The following is a 15,082-nucleotide window of genomic DNA, read 5'->3' on the forward strand; positions in this document are numbered from 1 at the left end:
GGAGCCTTCGAGGACAGCCAGAATGACAGCCATATCCGCCTCACCTGCGCCGGGACAGTCTGCGGCCATCCGAGACGCTATGAAAAGGGGTAAGGCCGAATGAGGCCGAGCCTCGTTCTGCTTGCCGGCCCCAACGGCGCCGGCAAGTCCACGCTCTACGAAACGCGCGTTGCTCCGAGCTTTGCCGGGCCTTTCATCAATGCCGATGTCATCCAGCGCGATGAACTCAAGGACGCTTCCGTAGAGGCGTCCTACAAGGCGGCCGAGATCGCAGCGGCTCGTCGGCTGGAGATGCTGACCGAGGGCAGGAGCTTCGCGACCGAGACGGTCTTCTCCCATCCCTCGAAACTTGATGTCATCGAGGTTGCTCGGAAGCGGGGATACATCGTCATCGTCATGCACGTCGGGGTCGACAGCCCCGATCTTTCGGTTGCCCGCGTCCGAGGACGTGTCTCCGAAGGCGGTCACGACGTGCCCGAGGACAAGGTTCGCGCCCGCTTCGACCGTGGAGGTCCCCTGATCCGTCAGGCCGTGCTGCGTGCCGATCGCGGCTTGGTCTACGACAACTCAAGACTCAACGAGCCGCCGCGACAGGTCCTCGTCTTTGCGGACGGACGCCTGACCCAGGTCGTTCCCGACCTTCCGCAATGGGCACTGTCGATTTACGTCGACGACCTCGTGATCTAGCTCGTCGCGCGTCCCAATAGCTGCCCTGCGGTTCGTCGTCAGGCAATCACGTCTCACGTTTTTATGTAAGCTATAGATTGACATTTGGAAGCCGTTTGCTTACATTACCTCATGATCAGGACGTTCAGGAACAAGGCACTGGCCGAACTGTTCGAGGCAGGACTATCGGCCAAGATCGATGTGAAGATGCGGAAGCGCATCCTCCTGCGACTCGATCGGCTCGACGCCGCTCAACGGCCAGAGGACATGAACCTGCCCGGGTTCGATTTTCATGCCCTGAACGGTTTCAACCCAACCCGCTACACGGTCCACGTCAATGGGCCGTGGTGCATCACCTTCGAGTTCGACGGGCAGGATGCCGTCCGCGTCGATTTCGAGCAGTATCGCTGAGAGGTTCGACATGACCGAGTATATCGCCAAGCGGGGCGCCGATCGGTGTCCGAGCCATCCGGGTGCGTTGTTGGACGAAATCATTCCCGCGACCGGCAAGACAAAGGTGGAGATTGCCGCTCTCCTCGGGATTTCCCGCCAGCAGCTCTACGACATCATTGGCGAGCGCAAGCCCGTTTCGCCGCAGATGGCGGCGCGTCTGGGCAAGCTGTTCGGCGATGGCGCCGGCGTCTGGCTGCGCATGCAGGCTGCCCACGATGCCTGGAAGGCCGAACATGAGGTCGACGTCTCGGCCATCCCGACGCTCAAGGTGGCGTGAGAGCGTCCGCAGCTAGCCCAAACAAAAACCGGCCCCTCGGGGCCGGCTCGTCGTCCGTCTATCGCTCGCCTCACGCCCGCTCGGGCACCGGGGCCTCGCCCTTCTTCTCGCGGATCAGGTTGACGAAGCGCTTGAAGAGATAGTGGCTGTCCTGCGGGCCGGGCGAGGCTTCCGGGTGGTACTGCACCGAGAAGGCCGGCTTGTCTTTCACGCGCAGGCCGCAGTTGGAGCCGTCGAACAGCGACACGTGGGTCTGCTCGACGTTGTCCGGCAGGCTGTCGGGGTCGACGGCGAAGCCGTGGTTCATCGAGGTGATCTCGACCTTGCCGGTGGTGTAGTCCTTCACCGGATGGTTGGCGCCGTGGTGGCCCTGATGCATCTTCTTGGTCTTGCCGCCGAGGGCGAGGCCCATCATCTGGTGGCCGAGGCAGATGCCGAAGGTGGGCACGCCGGACTCGATCACCGCCTTGATGGTGGGCACGGCATAGTCGCCGGTGGCGGCCGGGTCGCCGGGGCCGTTCGACAGGAACACGCCGTCGGGCTGGTGGGCGAACACTTCCTCCGCCGTGGCGGTGGCCGGCAGCACGACGACCTCGCAGCCCTCGTCGACCAGCAGGCGCAGGATGTTGCGCTTGATGCCGAAGTCGAGGGCGACGACCTTGTACTTCTTGTCGATCTGGTGGCCGTAGCCCTTGTTCCAGGCCCAGCTGGCTTCCGTCCAGTCGTAGCTCTGCGGGTTGGTGACCTCGATGGCGAGGTCGAGACCTTCGAGACCCGACCACGCCTTGGCCTTGGCCTTCAGCGCCTCGATGTCGAACTTGCCGTCGGGCGCGTGGGCGATGACGGCGTTGGGCATGCCCTTCTCGCGGATCAGCGCGGTGAGCGCGCGCGTGTCGACGCCGGTGATGCCGACGATGCCGCGCGCCGTCAGCCAGGCGTCGAAGCCCTTGAGGGAGCGGTAGTTGGAGGGGTCGGTGACCTCGTCCCGCAGCACCACGCCGCGCACGCCGCTCTCGGCGGCCATGTTGACGGTCTCGATGTCCTCGTCGTTGACGCCGACATTGCCGATGTGCGGGAAGGTGAAGGTGACGATCTGGCCGGCGTAGGAGGGATCGGTGAGGATCTCCTCGTAACCGGTCATCGCCGTGTTGAAGCAGACCTCGGCCACCGCCTCGCCTCGCGCGCCGATGCCGAAGCCCTCGATGACGGTGCCGTCGGCGAGCACCAGGACGGCGGTGGGCGTGGGTTCCTGCCAGGCGGCGGTGGTCATGGCGGACGCTCCTTTGGGCTGAAAAGGCATCGCGGATCGGCGCTAAGGCGCACCGAAAGGCCGGCACGGCGGGCCGCCCGGCAGATCTCAGGCTACATAGGCGAGCCGGCCGGTGGCGTCAATGACGACGGCCGTCATTGACGCCGGCAGCCACCGGTTTTCGGACGAGGCGGTGGAGGACGAGGCCGGCGATCATCACGGCGAAGACGGTGACAGGGTAGAGGCAGGCCCCGCGCCCCGCCGCCCTGAAGGCCTCGGCCGCGTCGGCACCGTTCGAGAGGGCGGCGAGGCGGGCGCTCTGGAAGACGAGGTCGACCATGGCGAAGCCGAGGGCGGCGCCCACCTGCTGGAAGGCCTGCTGTACGCCGGCCGCCGCGCCATGGTCGGCCGGGGGCGCGGCGGCCATCACCGCCCGGAACAGCGCGTTGACCAGCGTGCCCATGCCGAGGCCGCTGAGGTAATGCGCCGCCGCGAAGGGGCCGGGCGCCGGTTCGGCGCTGCCGAACAAGGCGCGGATCGCCAGCATGCCGAGCGCGAACAGCAGGGCGCCGAGAGCGAGCTGGCGGGCGATCGGCTGACGCGCGATGCGGCCGATGATCAGCGAGGCGGTGAGTACGCCGGCCGGGAAGGCGGCGAGGACGAGGCCGGTGCGGCCTGGCGTCAGACCGACGCCGGCCTGCAGAGCCGTGGACATGGCCGCGAAGATGCCGGGGCTGGTGGTGAAGACGACGGCGGTGAGCGCTACGGCGCCGACCACCAGCGGCTGCTTGACCAGCGAGGCCGGCAGGATCTGCGGCTTGCCCAAGGCGGCGGCGCGGCCGAGATGGCGGCGGAGCTGGAACGCGACCGGCAGGGCGGCGGCGATGGGCAGGGCGATCCAGATCGGCCAGCCGGCGAGGCGGCCGACGGCGAGCGGCACCACCACCAGGAGGATGGCGAACGAGAACAGGAGAGTGCCCAGGCCGTCGAAGCCGGCATGGTTCCTGGCGGTGTCGGGCAGGGTGAGGACGCCGCCCGCGAGAATGACGAGGCCGGCCAGGCTCTCGTAGAGGAAGATCAGCCGCCAGCCGAAGCCGCCGGGGTCGAGCGTCAGCACGGCGCCCCCGAGAAGCGGGCTGAGGATGGAGCCGCCGGCGGTGGTGGCGATGAACAGGCCGATGCCGCTCACGCGCCCCTCGGATGGCCCGAGCCGGGCGGCCAGCGCCATGGCCTGTGGCAGGATGGCGGCAGCGGCGAAACCGGCCAGGAGGCGGCTCGCCAAGAGAGCGACGATGGACGGTGCCAACGCCATCGACAGGCTGGCCACGACCCAGACGGCGGCGCCGGTGAGCAGCACTTTTCGGCGACCGACAAGATCTCCAAGCCGGCCGAGCGGCAGCAGCCCCAGGGCGAAGGCCAGCGAGAAGGCGAGCGGCACCAGCGCCAACGTTGCGGCACCGGGCAGCAGGTCGCGGCCGATGGCCGGCAGCGAGATGATCAGGAGGGAGATGTCCATGATCGTCGTCGCGGCGGCGAACAGCACGACGACGAGCGCCAGGTGCGGGTGGCGGGAGTCGAACGGCGAGGCGGACATGACGACCTCCATGGGGGAATAATTCGAAACTTCATAAGTTACGAAAGAGGGCGCGTCAACCACTCATGTAACTTCTGTTGTTTCGTGATAGGGTGCGCCCGTTTTAGGGAGACGACGATGAGACACGACGGCCGCCTGTCCCGCATGCTGCACGTGCTGCTTCACATGGAGGAGCAGCAGCGTCCCATGACCTCGGATGAGATCGCCGGCATGCTCGGCACCAACCCTGCCCTGGTGCGGCGGACGCTGGCCGGGCTGCGTGAGGGCGGCTACGTCGTCTCCGAGCGCGGCCATGGCGGCGGCTGGATGCTGGGCAAGCCGCTCTCCGAGATGACCTTGCGCGACGTCTACGACGCGGTGGGGGCGCCAGAGGTTTTCGCGCTGGGCCTTGCCGACGACCAGCCGCAATGTCTCGTCGAGCAGGCCGTCAACACGGCGCTGCGCCAGACGCTGGATGAGGCGCGGGCGCTATTGCTCCGGCGCTTTTCCGATATCCGAGTGTCCGACCTGCGCGACGACTTCGCCGCCCGCGCCGCCGCGCTGGGGATCATGCCGGGGATGAGTTGCGCCGAAGCCTGACGCGGGCGCCTGTGAGGACCTGATCGCTTCATCCGTTTTGCCATCGCGCCCAGTTGGCGAACCATCGCGTTCGCAGTCGGTTGGTTGAGGCAGCCTTCCACTTGGACTAGTTTCGTCAACAAGGGCTCTTCCAACCCGCCATGCGCCGCAGACCCCGTTGCTGTGCCTCTCGAGCGATATGAGACGTTGGGACAATGAGATATCGGGGGCTGGACCTCAATCTTCTGGTGGCGCTCGACGCGATGCTGAGGACGCAGAGCGTCTCGCGCGCCGCCAGCGCCGTCAACATCACCCAGCCAGCGATGAGTTCGGCGCTGGCGCGGCTCAGGCAGTATTTCGACGATCCCCTGCTGATCAGCCGGAATGGTAGCTCGGTTCTGTCGCCGCTCGCCCAGACGCTGGCGGCGCCGGTCTCGGACATGCTCCGGACCATCGATCGCACCATCATCACCCAGCCGGCCTTCGATCCTGCCTTGGCCGACCGGGCTTTCAATCTTCTGGCGGCCGATACGGTGGTCGCGGGGCTCTTGGCCAAACCGCTCCAGCATATCTCGCAGCTGGCGCCGCATCTGCGATTGGAGATCACCACGCTGCGCGGCGAGATTTCCGAACGGCTGGATGCCGGACAGGTCGACCTGATCGTCGCCCCCGACGCCCACTGCGCGCCGAACCATCCGAAAGAGCTGCTCGCCGAGGAGGACCACTGCGTCATCGCCTGCGGCAAGAGCTTCGAAGCGGATACGCTGACGCTGGAACAATATGCCCAGGCCGACCACGTGGAAGTCTTCGTCGGCCCAGCCCAGAAGCCCTATCTGCCGGACCACCTCTTTACGGCTCACGGCATCCAGCGCCGGATAACGGTCAGGCTGGACAACTTTTCCCTCGTTCCGTTCTTCCTGACCGGCACGAAACGCCTGGCGACCTTTCCCGGCATGACCGCCGAACTCTATCAATCCATTGCCGATCTGAAACTGTTCGATCCGCCCTTCGAAATCCCCAGGGTGCAACTGATGATGCAATGGCATTCGCGGGCGAACAACGATCCCGGCCTCGCCTGGTTGCGCGACAGCATCAAGCAGGGGCTGAGCGCGTCGCACCGGCAGTATAAATCCCGCTTATACCGGCTCGCGCTGGAAACGATTTGAGTGGCTGTCTCTCCGGCTGCTAGCTCTCGTCGACATGTGAGAGCAACTGCCGGGACCACCAAGAGACATGTGTAAGCTGCACGCCCCGAACCTGACGCGCCGCCGCGCCCTGACCGCGATGGGCGCCACCCTGTTCACCCCCTTCATCGCCAGCAGCCTGTCGGGATCGGCCTTTGCCGCCGACAACGGCTCGGAGGCGGAGCCGAGCGGCGAGATCCTCATCCGTGGCGGCTATGTGCTTCCGGTCGAGCCGGGCATGAAGGACCTGGTCAAGGGCGACGTTCACATCAGGAACGGCGTCATCATCGACGTTTCCGAGCGGATCGACGCCCCGAACGCCGAGGTCATCGATGCCTCGAACATGATCGTGATGCCGGGTTTCGTCGATACCCACTGGCACATGTGGAACAGCCTCTGGCGGGGTATCGCGGACGACGCGACCGACTATTTCCACTACCACGAGCTGTTGCCCTTCTACAGCGTGGACGACCATCGCACGGCGGTTCAGTACGCCGCGCTCGAAGGCATCAACGCCGGCATCACCACCTGCCACAACTGGGCGCACGGGCTGCGGGACTACGACGACGCGCAGGCCGAGCTCGAGGCGCTGGCCGAAACGGGCATTCGTGCCAAGTTCAGCTACGCGGGCGTCATCGGAGGCGCTCCGACCCCGGTCGCCGATCTCCGGCGTACGCAGGACTGGATCGCCGCCAACGGCCATGGGCGGCTCGGTCTGGGCATGGAGCTGGAAGGGGCCGGCGAGCATTTCGCCCCGCAGGTGAAGGTGGCGCGCGAGCTCGGCTTGCGGCCGATCACCGACCACGGCAGCTTCCTGGCCTTCCCCGATCTCATCGGTCCGGAGTTCATCTTCACCCATGGAGCCGGCATCGCGCCCGAGGCCATTGCGCTCATTGCCCAGAAGGAGATCGGCGTCGCCTTGTGCCCCAGCACCGATCCGATGATCGGCAATGGCCTGCCGCCGGTTCACGCCCTGCTATCGGGGGGAGTTTCGCTCGACAACATCAGCTTCAGCGTCGACGTGACCTCTCAGGCGCCCGCCGATCCGTTCGCCAGCCTGCGCACGCTGGTCAACTCCGGCCGCATTCAGCAGGCCGAGGCGAACAAGTTGACCGGCAACATGATGGGGATTGTGGGCGCCGGTCTCAAATGGATGTTCGGTTATCGGGACGCGATCCACGCGGGTACGCTGAGCGGGGCGCACGTGCTCGGCCTGGACGATCAGGTGGGATCTCTCAAGCCGGGCAAGCGGGCCGACGTCATCCTCGTCCGCACCGACGCGCCGAACATGCTGCCGGCAGCCAACACCAACCCGACCTATCAGCTCGTCCAGCACGGCGAACCGGCCAATGTGGACACCGTCATCATCGACGGCATCATCCGCAAGCGTGCCGGCAAGTTGACCGGTTTCGACGTGGCGGCGGTCATCGAGAGAGCCGCCCAGGCCCAGATGGATATCCGCAAGCGCGCCAACATGCCGATGCTCGACACCGCCCTGTGACGGGCTCTCCGTCCTGACCCGCCACGCCGCGCGGCGCCGAACGCGGCGCCGCCGGTCGGCGGGTTGGGGCGGTATCTCGTTTTCCGGCCGACAAGCTGTCAGACTGTGGCGACCGCGTCGATTCCGCACCAACCATCAGGAGTGTATCGCGATGCCCTCTACCACGTCCGGCTCCTGTCAGTGCGGCGCCGTCCAGTTTCAGGTCTCGGGTGAGTTCGAGGCCTTTTTCCTCTGCCACTGCCAGCGTTGCCGGAAGGACACGGGGTCCGCGCATGCGTCCAACCTGTTCTCGTCGAAGGCGACGCTGAAATGGGTCTCCGGCCATGACAGCGTCCGGACCTACCGCGTTCCGGACACGCGTCACGAAAAGAGCTTTTGCGTGACATGCGGGGCCGCCGTTCCGAGCGTTCAGGCGGGTGGGGCTTTGTTGGTGGTGCCTGCCGGCAGTCTGGACAGCGCCATCGACATCCGCCCCAATGCCCATATTTGCTGTTCGAGCCGGGCGGAGTGGGACGACAACCTGGAAACCATCCCGAAACTGGATGGTCTTCCGGGCTAGGCTCGCCGGGTTTCGCCTCGGCGTCGAAACGCTCAGCCGCCCTTCAGGAGCGGCCCGATGGTCTCGACCTTGTTGGTCCAGACGTAGCCGTCGAAGCCCTTGGGGATCTTGGCGGCCAGCTCCGGCGTGTCGATGCCGGTGGAGAAGCCGCCGCCATCATAGGGGCCGACCAGGATCACCGTGGTGCCGGCGTCACGCATGCGCTTCAGGAAACGGTGCGGCCAGCCCCAGGCATAGGGTGCGTAATCGATCGGCAGGGCGACGATGGTGTTGCGGCAGCCACTCGGCACGATGCCGGTCCAGCCGTAGGCCTCATAGGGCAGGAGGCAGCCCTTGATCATCGTCCGGTCGAAACCCTTGAGGCCGGGCACCGCCTTGAGCGCTGCCTGCGTCGGCTCGGAGCCGCCATAGACGCCGAAGGTGGCGGCGCGGGCCTTTGGGTCGGCGTTGAGCAGGGCGGCCAGCGCCTCGCCCTCCTCGACGCGCCGGCTCTTGAAGTTGACGAGGAAGGATCCCTCCGGGAAGGCGGCGTAGACGTCTTCGAGGCGGGGCATCAGGCCGACGCCCTTGCCGCGCAGGGGAAAGGTCTTGCCGCCATCGGCGGTGTAGCCATAGCCGACGTCGAGCGTCTTGAGCGTCGTCCACGGCGTCTCCTCGGTGACGCCGTGGCCTTCGGTGCGGCAGTCGATCGTCCAGTCGTGCATGACGGCGAACACCTTGTCCGGCGTCAGGTGGATGTCGAGCTCCACCACGTCGGCGCTGGCCGCGAAGGCGGCGCGCATGGAGGGAATAGTGTTCTCCATCAACGCGTGGCTGGGCGGATCGATGCGGGCCGCGGTGCAGGTTTCCGCGTCGAGGCCGACGCGCGAATAGGTCTGGTGGACGCCGCGATGGGCGAGGATGCGCGGCGTGCCGGGCGATGCCGGCTCGGCCAACCAGGAGGCATTCAGGAGGTAGACGGCGCCGGCGACGAGTACGACGCCAGCCAGGATTTTCTTTCCGCGCATGCAGCTCTCCCTTCCGGCCCCAGTCGGAGGGGTAGCGACCAAATGCGGCGGCTTGCTGTCAGCGCAGGATGCCGTCGAGCAGCGGCAGGCCGATGACCACGGCGAGGGCGATCAGGCTGAGGCAGATGCGGCGGAAGGTGACCTCGGAGGCGACGCCGAACAGACGAGAGCCGCCCCAGAGGCCGATGGCGTAAGCGGGCGCCGTCATCAGGCAGAGCGGCACCAGCGCCGACACGAACAGGCCGCCCCAGAGGTAGTTGAGAAGCGTCAGCGCCGTCGATACCTCGAAGTAGAGCACGATGTTGGCACGTACGATATTGGCGGGAATGGCGCCGCCCAGCCAGTAGGCGATCACCGGCGGCCCGCCCACCTGGCTCGCGCCCGAGAACAGGCCGGACAATAGGCCGACGCCGACGGTGAGTGGCGGCTTCGGCCGGCCATGGTAGCGCCAGCCCGACAGCAACAGCATGAGAAGCGCGGCGCAGATGCCTATGATCGCCCAGCGGATGGTCAGCGGCTCAAGGTGGGTGAGGAGATAGACGCCGGCGGGCACGCCGACCAGCGCGCCGATCGCCATGGTCGCCACCTCGCGGCGGTCGGCGCGGCGGAAGGCGCCGGGCACCAGGCCGAGGGTGGTGATGGCATCGATGATCAGGATGACCGGCGCGGCAAGGCGCGGGCCGATCAGGGCGCTGGCCACCGGCATGAAGATCAATGCGGCGCCAAAACCGGAAAAGCCACGGGCGAGGCCGGCGACGAAGACGGTGGCGACGAGCAGCGTCAGCGAGGCGGGGGTGAGATCGGCGGGAAGCGACATGGACGGCGACTCGGAACGGCGCCGGGGCGGCGTCGCCTTTCTCCTAGCGCGTCAGATGTGTCCCGTAAACAGGGAGCCTACCTCTATGGGGAATAATATGCTGCGACTATGTTCCGGAGATTTTGCCATCTTTTACCATCATGAGCGAATTTGTGCTGGAAAACGGCGGCGCGTATGGCTCGCCGCTCATCGGTCGGGAATGGCCTTGGCCAGGAAGTCGAGGATGCCGGTGGCGACCTCGTCGTGAATGGCCTTTCGGCTTCGGGTGTCGCCGTCTTTGCAGACGATGCCTTCGCCCGGCATTTCCGCTTCCAGCAGGTCGACGGCGCCCGGCTTGCAGAGCTGCATGAAGCTGAAATGCAGCGCGTCGGGGATTTCGATCTCGGTGGTGGTCGGCTTGGGCAGGTTCTCGGCGAGATAGCCCGACTCCAGCTTTGCCGGCAGGTCGCCGATGTCGATGCCGGCGCCGTAGATCAGGGCCGGAACGCGGACGGCGGCGAGACTGTCCGGCGTGAAGCCACGGGCCAGCCCGAGGTCGAGGGAGACGATGGCGCCAATCCGGTGGTCGCTCATGCCGGTCTCGAAGGCGGCGGCGTTGGCCGGGGTTATGCCGAGCTCGGCGGCGAGGCCGCAGGTGCGTGGGTTGGGGTGGAGCTTGCAGTCCTCGGCGAAGCGGCTGGGGCTGAAGCGCCCGCCGGCGAGGGCAGCCACCGTCCATCCGCCAAGGGAATGGCCGATGGCGGCGATACGGTGGGGCGCGATGGCGCCGCCAAGGCCGGGGTCGCCGATCAGGGCGTCGATCGCCCGGCTGAGATCGTGCGGACGCTCCCACAGGCGAGCGGCCTCCGCCGGGGACTTGTCTAAGGTGGTCGTGCCCGGATGATCGGGCGCGGCGACGACGTAGCCCTCGCGTGCGAGCCTGCCCGCCAGCCAGTTGAGGTTCCGCCAGTTGCCGCCGTAGCCGTGCGACAGCACGACGAGCGGGTGGGCGTCACCGTCCGGCTTGGCATCCCTGATGGCGGCGATGCCATGGAAGACGACGTTGGCGCCAACCTCGACGGTGGGGGCGCTGTCGTCGGTCGGATACCAGAGGCTGACGTGGAGCGGCCGGGCGCCGCTTGCGTCGGGCACGGTCGTTTCCCGGAAGCCGACGGCGTCGGCGGCTTGCGCGGCGGTGAGCGAAAGGGCGGTCAGCAGGGCGGTGGTTAGGGCGGATCTGAGCACGGTTCCTCCGGCGAGGACTGAATGGCTGATCTTTGCCGGATGCGGACGCAACCGGAGACCTCGAACGCGATCAAGGACGGCTTCAGGCCCCGGTCACGGCGCCTTCTCGAAGGCCTCGATGATGATGCCGGCGAGAAGCTACAGAATAGCGTCGATGCCCTTGGTCTTGGCGAGTGCCAGGAGCTTCAGCGACGGGCCGCTGGGCTTTTTCTCGCCGCGCTCCCACTTGCTGACCAGCGAAGTGGTGACGTTAAGAGCCAGTGCGAACGTCGCTTGGCTGAAGCCGGCTTCCTCGCGGATTGCCTTGATGCCGGCTGCATCCAACTCTTCGACCGGGGTCAGGCAGCCAACGTCGAAATGCCGCATCGTCGCCTTGTCGATGACGCCATGACGATGCAGACCGGACATGGCTTCGTGCAAGACCTCCAGCGCATCGCTGCGGTATTTCTGGCCTTGGCTGCCTTCCACGTTAAAGCGCCTTTTCGATCGCCTCGACGATGATGTCGGCGTCGGGAGTGGTGTCGGGGGAGAAGCGGTCGATCACCTTGCCGTCGCGGCCGATCAGGAACTTCTCGAAGTTCCAGAGCACTTCAGGCGCCTCGGTGGGCGTGATGCCATAGCCGACGAGCTGGCTGCGGAAATCGGCTCCGGGCAGGGAACGCGCCTCGGGCTTCTCGGCGATCAGCGCCTTGTAGAGCGGGTGCTTGTCCGGGCCGGTGACGGCGATCTTGGAAAACATCGGGAAGTCGACGCCGAAGGTGGTCGAGCAGAAGGTGGCGATCTCCTCGTTGGTGCCCGGCTCCTGTTCCTTGAAGTCGTTGGCCGGGAAGCCCAGCACCTCGAAGCCGCGATCCTTGTAGCGCTTGTAGAGGCTGACCAGCACTTCATACTGCGGCGTCAGGCCGCACTTGGAGGCTGTGTTGACGACGAGCAGCACCTTGCCCAGCCAGGGCTTCAGCGTGGTGGGCAGGCCGTCGAGCGTGGCGAGCGGCGTATCGAACAGGGCGGTGGTCATTGGCAATGTCCTCGGTGGTTCAGAAGGGTTTGACGGTCATCAGGCCGTAGACGGCGATGAGCGTGACGATCTGGATGAACAGAGCGGTGGCAAGTCTGCCGCTGGCGCCGGCGGCCAGCGCCTTGCGACCGCGAACGCCGGCGACGCCGTGCAGCGCCACGGCGAGAAGACCGAGCCAGGGGAAAACGAAGGTCAGCCAGCCGCCCATCCAGACGATGACGAGACCGGTAACGCCGGAGAGGCCCGTGGTGGCCATGGCGGCGATGTAGGTCGGCTTCCATAGGCGCGGGGCCGGCTTCTGTTGAAGCGTTGGAATGAGGGCGAGGGCTGCCCAGACGACGGTGGCAAGGCAGCCGAGCATGGCGAAGCCGCGATGGGCTTCATAGAATGCGGTGTACATCGGTGCTCCCGAACGATGCTGGCGAGCGAACCGCTCGGATTCGCTGCGCGCCAATAGTGGTATTATCTGTTCAGGATGCGGCCGTCTGCGCAAGATGCCGTGAGCGGGGGATGGGCATGTGACGCCGCGTGCGGAGCAATGAATATCTTGGTTCGTTTCTGGAGCTCTATATCAGCGTTGTGCTCCATTCTGCCTGAGGTCCTGCGCCTTCGCGCAGGATGACGTTAAATTATATAACAAAAACAAACATATAATACCGTCATCCTGCGCGAAGGCGCAGGACCTCGGGCCGGATGGAGCGAGGGGCCGATATCGGTCTCCTGCATTCCGGGGGCAGCCTCCCACTTGTCGCGCTTTCCATCGCTCCCCCGCTCTGACTATATGGCGGCCATGCGCTTTGAACCGTCCCTTCTCGACCAGATCCGGGCCCGGCTGCCGATCAGCCAGGTGGTGGGGCGGCGCGTCACCTATGACAAGCGCAAGAGCCAGCCGGCGCGCGGCGATTTCTGGGCTTGCTGCCCGTTTCACAAGGAGAAGACGTCGTCCTTCCACTGCGACGACCGGCGCGGCATCTATCATTGCTTCGGTTGCGGGGCGACGGGCGATCACTTCAAGTTCCTGACCGAGACGGAAGGGTTGACCTTCCCCGAGGCCGTCGAGCGGCTGGCGGAGGAGGCTGGTGTTCCGCTGCCGAAGGCCGACCCGCGCGACCGCGAGCGCGAGGCGGTGCGCGTCGATCTGGCCGGCGCCTGCGAAATCGCCGCCAAGTTCTTCGAGCAGAAGCTGCGCTCGCCCGAGGGCAAGCCGGCGCGCGACTACATGTTGAGGCGCGGCATCCTGGAGAAGACCTCCATCGAGTTCCGCTTCGGCTACGCGCCCGACGAGCGCGACGGCCTGAAGCGCCATCTGATCCAGAACGGCGTCAAGGAGGAGACGGGCATCGCCGCCGGCCTGCTGATCAAGCCCGAGGATGGGCGCGCTTCCTACGACCGCTTCCGCGGCCGGCTGATGATCCCCATCCACGACGAGCGCGGCCGCGTCGTCGCCTTCGGCGGCCGCACGCTCGATCCGGAAGGGCAGCCGAAATACCTCAACTCGCCGGAGACGCCGCTCTTCCACAAGGGGACGATGCTGTTCAACGTCCACCGGGCACGCGAGGCGGCGCACAAGTCCGGCACGATCATCGTCACCGAAGGCTACATGGACGCCATCTCGGTCTATCAGGCCGGCATCCGCAACGTCACGGCGGCGCTGGGCACGGCCTTTACCGAGGACCACATCGCCCGTCTCTGGCGCTTCGCCGCCGAGCCGGTGATCTGCTTTGACGGCGACAAGGCGGGCGTGTCGGCTGCCCATCGCGCCATCGATCGCATCCTGCCGGCGCTGAGAAGTGGCTACTCCTTCAACTTCTGCTTCCTGCCCGGCGGCCAGGACCCCGACGACATCGTGCGCTCCGGCGGCGCCGACGCCTTTCTTGCCGAGGTGGCCAAGGCCCGGCCCTTGTCGGAAGTGCTGTGGGACCGCGAGGCGACTGAGGCCCGCGTCGACACGCCCGAGCGCAAGGCGGCGCTCGAAGCGCGCATCGACGAATTGGTCCGCCAGATCAAGGACGAGCGGGTGGCGCGGCGCTATCGCCTCGCTTTGCGCGTCAACATGTCCGAGCTGTTCTGGAGCCACGACCGGAAGGGGCGCGGTGAGGGGCGCGGAGAGTTCAGGGGCGAGGGGCGCGGCGAGGGCCGGGGCGAACGGCGCGAGAAGCAGGGGCTTGCCGTCGAGGCCGAGCTCAAGCAGCCGAACGAGCCGGATCTCGCCAACATCGAGCGGGTGCTGCTCGGCCTCGCCGTCGAGTATCCCGACCTCTATGAGGCCAACATGGAGCGGCTCGCCCGGCTCGATTTCCACGTGGCCGCCCTGGAGGATTTCAAGCGGGCGCTCTATCGCATCGCCGTCGATTTCGACGCCGACTCCGTCAGCGATTTCTACGAGGGGCTCGATGCCCGCTTCTACTTCGTGCTCAACGAGGTGCACGGCGACGAGATGAAACGCGAGGACGGCGTCAGCATCGGCCGAGGCCACAAGCTGCGCGAACGGCTGCCGATCCTGCGCTTCCACCCGCCGGAGAGCTTCGTCGAGACCTGCCTCGACCTTCTGATCGAGCGGCTGTGCCTCCGGGCGCTCGCCGCCGACATCGAGCGCGACATGAAGACGGTGACGGCCGACACCGACGAGAGCTTCGCCGCCTACATCTACGAGCTGACGCGCGACCTCAACCGCCGCCGCGAGGAGCTGTTCCGCCGCGAGCAGGAACTGGCCGAGGAAGCCAAGGCCATCCGCGACGCCACCACCGGAGGCGGCTCGTCGCAATCCGCCCTTTGGAAGTGACCGAAATTCGCTGGGGCGGGCATTTAGCTTGGGTTTCGGGGTGATTCTGACGACCTATATGGGCCGATCGCTCTATCCTGCGCGAGGTCCTCGCCTTCGCAAGGATGACAGCATTATACATAGGGATGACAATCGGTTAGGTGGGAGCTCTTTCATCGCGCTGTCATTTGCGACGCTTGCCGCTCATGCGGCATCA

16 protein-coding genes are annotated in these 15,082 nt (G+C 66.3%); 8 read left to right on the forward strand and 8 right to left on the reverse strand.

The window, feature by feature from the left end; genetic code table 11:
- Nucleotides 1-99 precede the first annotated feature (99 nt).
- The 3 genes from M4J39_RS18425 (at nucleotide 100) to M4J39_RS18435 (ending at nucleotide 1,396) form a co-directional block, all read left to right on the forward strand.
- Nucleotides 100-687: a zeta toxin family protein gene (locus M4J39_RS18425; RefSeq protein ID WP_251729952.1), complete on the forward strand. Its 588-nt coding sequence runs from the start codon at nucleotides 100-102 to the stop codon at nucleotides 685-687.
- 111 nt (nucleotides 688-798) lie between these two features.
- On the forward strand, nucleotides 799-1,077 hold the full coding sequence (locus M4J39_RS18430) for a type II toxin-antitoxin system RelE/ParE family toxin (protein ID WP_251729953.1): 279 nt from the start codon (nucleotides 799-801) through the stop codon (nucleotides 1,075-1,077).
- A gap of 10 nt (nucleotides 1,078-1,087) precedes the next feature.
- The gene (locus tag M4J39_RS18435; protein WP_251729954.1) at nucleotides 1,088-1,396 is read left to right on the forward strand and encodes a HigA family addiction module antitoxin; all 309 of its coding nucleotides are present in this window, start codon (nucleotides 1,088-1,090) and stop codon (nucleotides 1,394-1,396) included.
- A 70-nt stretch (nucleotides 1,397-1,466) separates the two neighbouring features.
- Here the strand turns inward: M4J39_RS18435 and carA are convergent, their stop codons facing one another.
- Nucleotides 1,467-2,666, reverse strand: coding sequence for a glutamine-hydrolyzing carbamoyl-phosphate synthase small subunit (carA, locus tag M4J39_RS18440; RefSeq protein ID WP_251729955.1), 1,200 nt, complete (start codon nucleotides 2,664-2,666; stop codon nucleotides 1,467-1,469).
- A gap of 118 nt (nucleotides 2,667-2,784) precedes the next feature.
- Nucleotides 2,785-4,239, reverse strand: a complete 1,455-nt coding sequence (locus M4J39_RS18445) for an MFS transporter (protein ID WP_251729956.1) — start codon at nucleotides 4,237-4,239, stop codon at nucleotides 2,785-2,787.
- A 117-nt stretch (nucleotides 4,240-4,356) separates the two neighbouring features.
- Between M4J39_RS18445 and M4J39_RS18450 the strand changes: the two genes are divergently transcribed.
- From M4J39_RS18450 to M4J39_RS18465, 4 genes are all read left to right on the forward strand, one after another.
- The gene (locus M4J39_RS18450; protein WP_251729957.1) at nucleotides 4,357-4,818 is read left to right on the forward strand and encodes an Rrf2 family transcriptional regulator; all 462 of its coding nucleotides are present in this window, start codon (nucleotides 4,357-4,359) and stop codon (nucleotides 4,816-4,818) included.
- Nucleotides 4,819-5,012: 194 nt separating this feature from the next.
- Nucleotides 5,013-5,963, forward strand: a complete 951-nt coding sequence (locus tag M4J39_RS18455; protein WP_251729958.1) for a LysR family transcriptional regulator — start codon at nucleotides 5,013-5,015, stop codon at nucleotides 5,961-5,963.
- 67 nt (nucleotides 5,964-6,030) lie between these two features.
- The gene (locus M4J39_RS18460; RefSeq protein WP_251729959.1) at nucleotides 6,031-7,482 is read left to right on the forward strand and encodes an amidohydrolase family protein; all 1,452 of its coding nucleotides are present in this window, start codon (nucleotides 6,031-6,033) and stop codon (nucleotides 7,480-7,482) included.
- A gap of 151 nt (nucleotides 7,483-7,633) precedes the next feature.
- Nucleotides 7,634-8,041, forward strand: coding sequence for a GFA family protein (locus M4J39_RS18465; RefSeq protein ID WP_251729960.1), 408 nt, complete (start codon nucleotides 7,634-7,636; stop codon nucleotides 8,039-8,041).
- Between the two features lie 32 nt (nucleotides 8,042-8,073).
- Here the strand turns inward: M4J39_RS18465 and M4J39_RS18470 are convergent, their stop codons facing one another.
- The 6 genes from M4J39_RS18470 to M4J39_RS18495 form a co-directional block, all read right to left on the reverse strand.
- A complete protein-coding gene (locus tag M4J39_RS18470; RefSeq protein ID WP_251729961.1) occupies nucleotides 8,074-9,048 on the reverse strand; it encodes a glycerophosphodiester phosphodiesterase family protein in 975 nt (324 codons plus the stop codon).
- A 58-nt stretch (nucleotides 9,049-9,106) separates the two neighbouring features.
- Complete coding sequence (locus tag M4J39_RS18475; protein WP_251729962.1) at nucleotides 9,107-9,865, reverse strand: sulfite exporter TauE/SafE family protein; 759 nt, start codon at nucleotides 9,863-9,865, stop codon at nucleotides 9,107-9,109.
- Nucleotides 9,866-10,051: 186 nt separating this feature from the next.
- Complete coding sequence (locus M4J39_RS18480) at nucleotides 10,052-11,089, reverse strand: alpha/beta fold hydrolase (protein ID WP_251729963.1); 1,038 nt, start codon at nucleotides 11,087-11,089, stop codon at nucleotides 10,052-10,054.
- 138 nt (nucleotides 11,090-11,227) lie between these two features.
- A complete protein-coding gene (locus M4J39_RS18485) occupies nucleotides 11,228-11,557 on the reverse strand; it encodes a helix-turn-helix domain-containing protein (protein WP_371875481.1) in 330 nt (109 codons plus the stop codon).
- A 1-nt stretch (nucleotide 11,558) separates the two neighbouring features.
- Complete coding sequence (locus tag M4J39_RS18490; RefSeq protein ID WP_251729964.1) at nucleotides 11,559-12,104, reverse strand: glutathione peroxidase; 546 nt, start codon at nucleotides 12,102-12,104, stop codon at nucleotides 11,559-11,561.
- 19 nt (nucleotides 12,105-12,123) lie between these two features.
- The gene (locus tag M4J39_RS18495) at nucleotides 12,124-12,504 is read right to left on the reverse strand and encodes a hypothetical protein (RefSeq protein ID WP_251729965.1); all 381 of its coding nucleotides are present in this window, start codon (nucleotides 12,502-12,504) and stop codon (nucleotides 12,124-12,126) included.
- Between the two features lie 390 nt (nucleotides 12,505-12,894).
- On the opposite strand from M4J39_RS18495, the gene dnaG reads away from it, so the two are divergent.
- Nucleotides 12,895-14,886 carry a DNA primase gene (gene dnaG, locus M4J39_RS18500; protein WP_251729966.1) on the forward strand — a complete coding sequence of 664 codons (1,992 nt, stop codon included), beginning with the start codon at nucleotides 12,895-12,897 and terminating at the stop codon, nucleotides 14,884-14,886.
- Nucleotides 14,887-15,082 lie beyond the last annotated feature (196 nt).

The sequence above is a fragment of the Pleomorphomonas sp. NRK KF1 genome (assembly GCF_023721755.1).
GTDB lineage: Bacteria > Pseudomonadota > Alphaproteobacteria > Rhizobiales > Pleomorphomonadaceae > Pleomorphomonas.

What these genes read in the sequence shown, in the direction of transcription:
- carA (WP_251729955.1), bottom strand. Translation starts at nt 2,666, where the DNA reads ATGACCACCGCCGCCTGGCAGGAACCCACGCCCACCGCCGTCCTGGTG.
- M4J39_RS18445 (WP_251729956.1), bottom strand. Translation starts at nt 4,239, where the DNA reads ATGTCCGCCTCGCCGTTCGACTCCCGCCACCCGCACCTGGCGCTCGTC.
- M4J39_RS18425 (WP_251729952.1), top strand. Translation starts at nt 100, where the DNA reads ATGAGGCCGAGCCTCGTTCTGCTTGCCGGCCCCAACGGCGCCGGCAAG.
- M4J39_RS18465 (WP_251729960.1), top strand. Translation starts at nt 7,634, where the DNA reads ATGCCCTCTACCACGTCCGGCTCCTGTCAGTGCGGCGCCGTCCAGTTT.
- M4J39_RS18450 (WP_251729957.1), top strand. Translation starts at nt 4,357, where the DNA reads ATGAGACACGACGGCCGCCTGTCCCGCATGCTGCACGTGCTGCTTCAC.
- M4J39_RS18470 (WP_251729961.1), bottom strand. Translation starts at nt 9,048, where the DNA reads ATGCGCGGAAAGAAAATCCTGGCTGGCGTCGTACTCGTCGCCGGCGCC.
- M4J39_RS18435 (WP_251729954.1), top strand. Translation starts at nt 1,088, where the DNA reads ATGACCGAGTATATCGCCAAGCGGGGCGCCGATCGGTGTCCGAGCCAT.
- M4J39_RS18495 (WP_251729965.1), bottom strand. Translation starts at nt 12,504, where the DNA reads ATGTACACCGCATTCTATGAAGCCCATCGCGGCTTCGCCATGCTCGGC.
- M4J39_RS18430 (WP_251729953.1), top strand. Translation starts at nt 799, where the DNA reads ATGATCAGGACGTTCAGGAACAAGGCACTGGCCGAACTGTTCGAGGCA.
- M4J39_RS18475 (WP_251729962.1), bottom strand. Translation starts at nt 9,865, where the DNA reads ATGTCGCTTCCCGCCGATCTCACCCCCGCCTCGCTGACGCTGCTCGTC.
- M4J39_RS18490 (WP_251729964.1), bottom strand. Translation starts at nt 12,104, where the DNA reads ATGACCACCGCCCTGTTCGATACGCCGCTCGCCACGCTCGACGGCCTG.
- dnaG (WP_251729966.1), top strand. Translation starts at nt 12,895, where the DNA reads ATGCGCTTTGAACCGTCCCTTCTCGACCAGATCCGGGCCCGGCTGCCG.
- M4J39_RS18455 (WP_251729958.1), top strand. Translation starts at nt 5,013, where the DNA reads ATGAGATATCGGGGGCTGGACCTCAATCTTCTGGTGGCGCTCGACGCG.
- M4J39_RS18460 (WP_251729959.1), top strand. Translation starts at nt 6,031, where the DNA reads ATGTGTAAGCTGCACGCCCCGAACCTGACGCGCCGCCGCGCCCTGACC.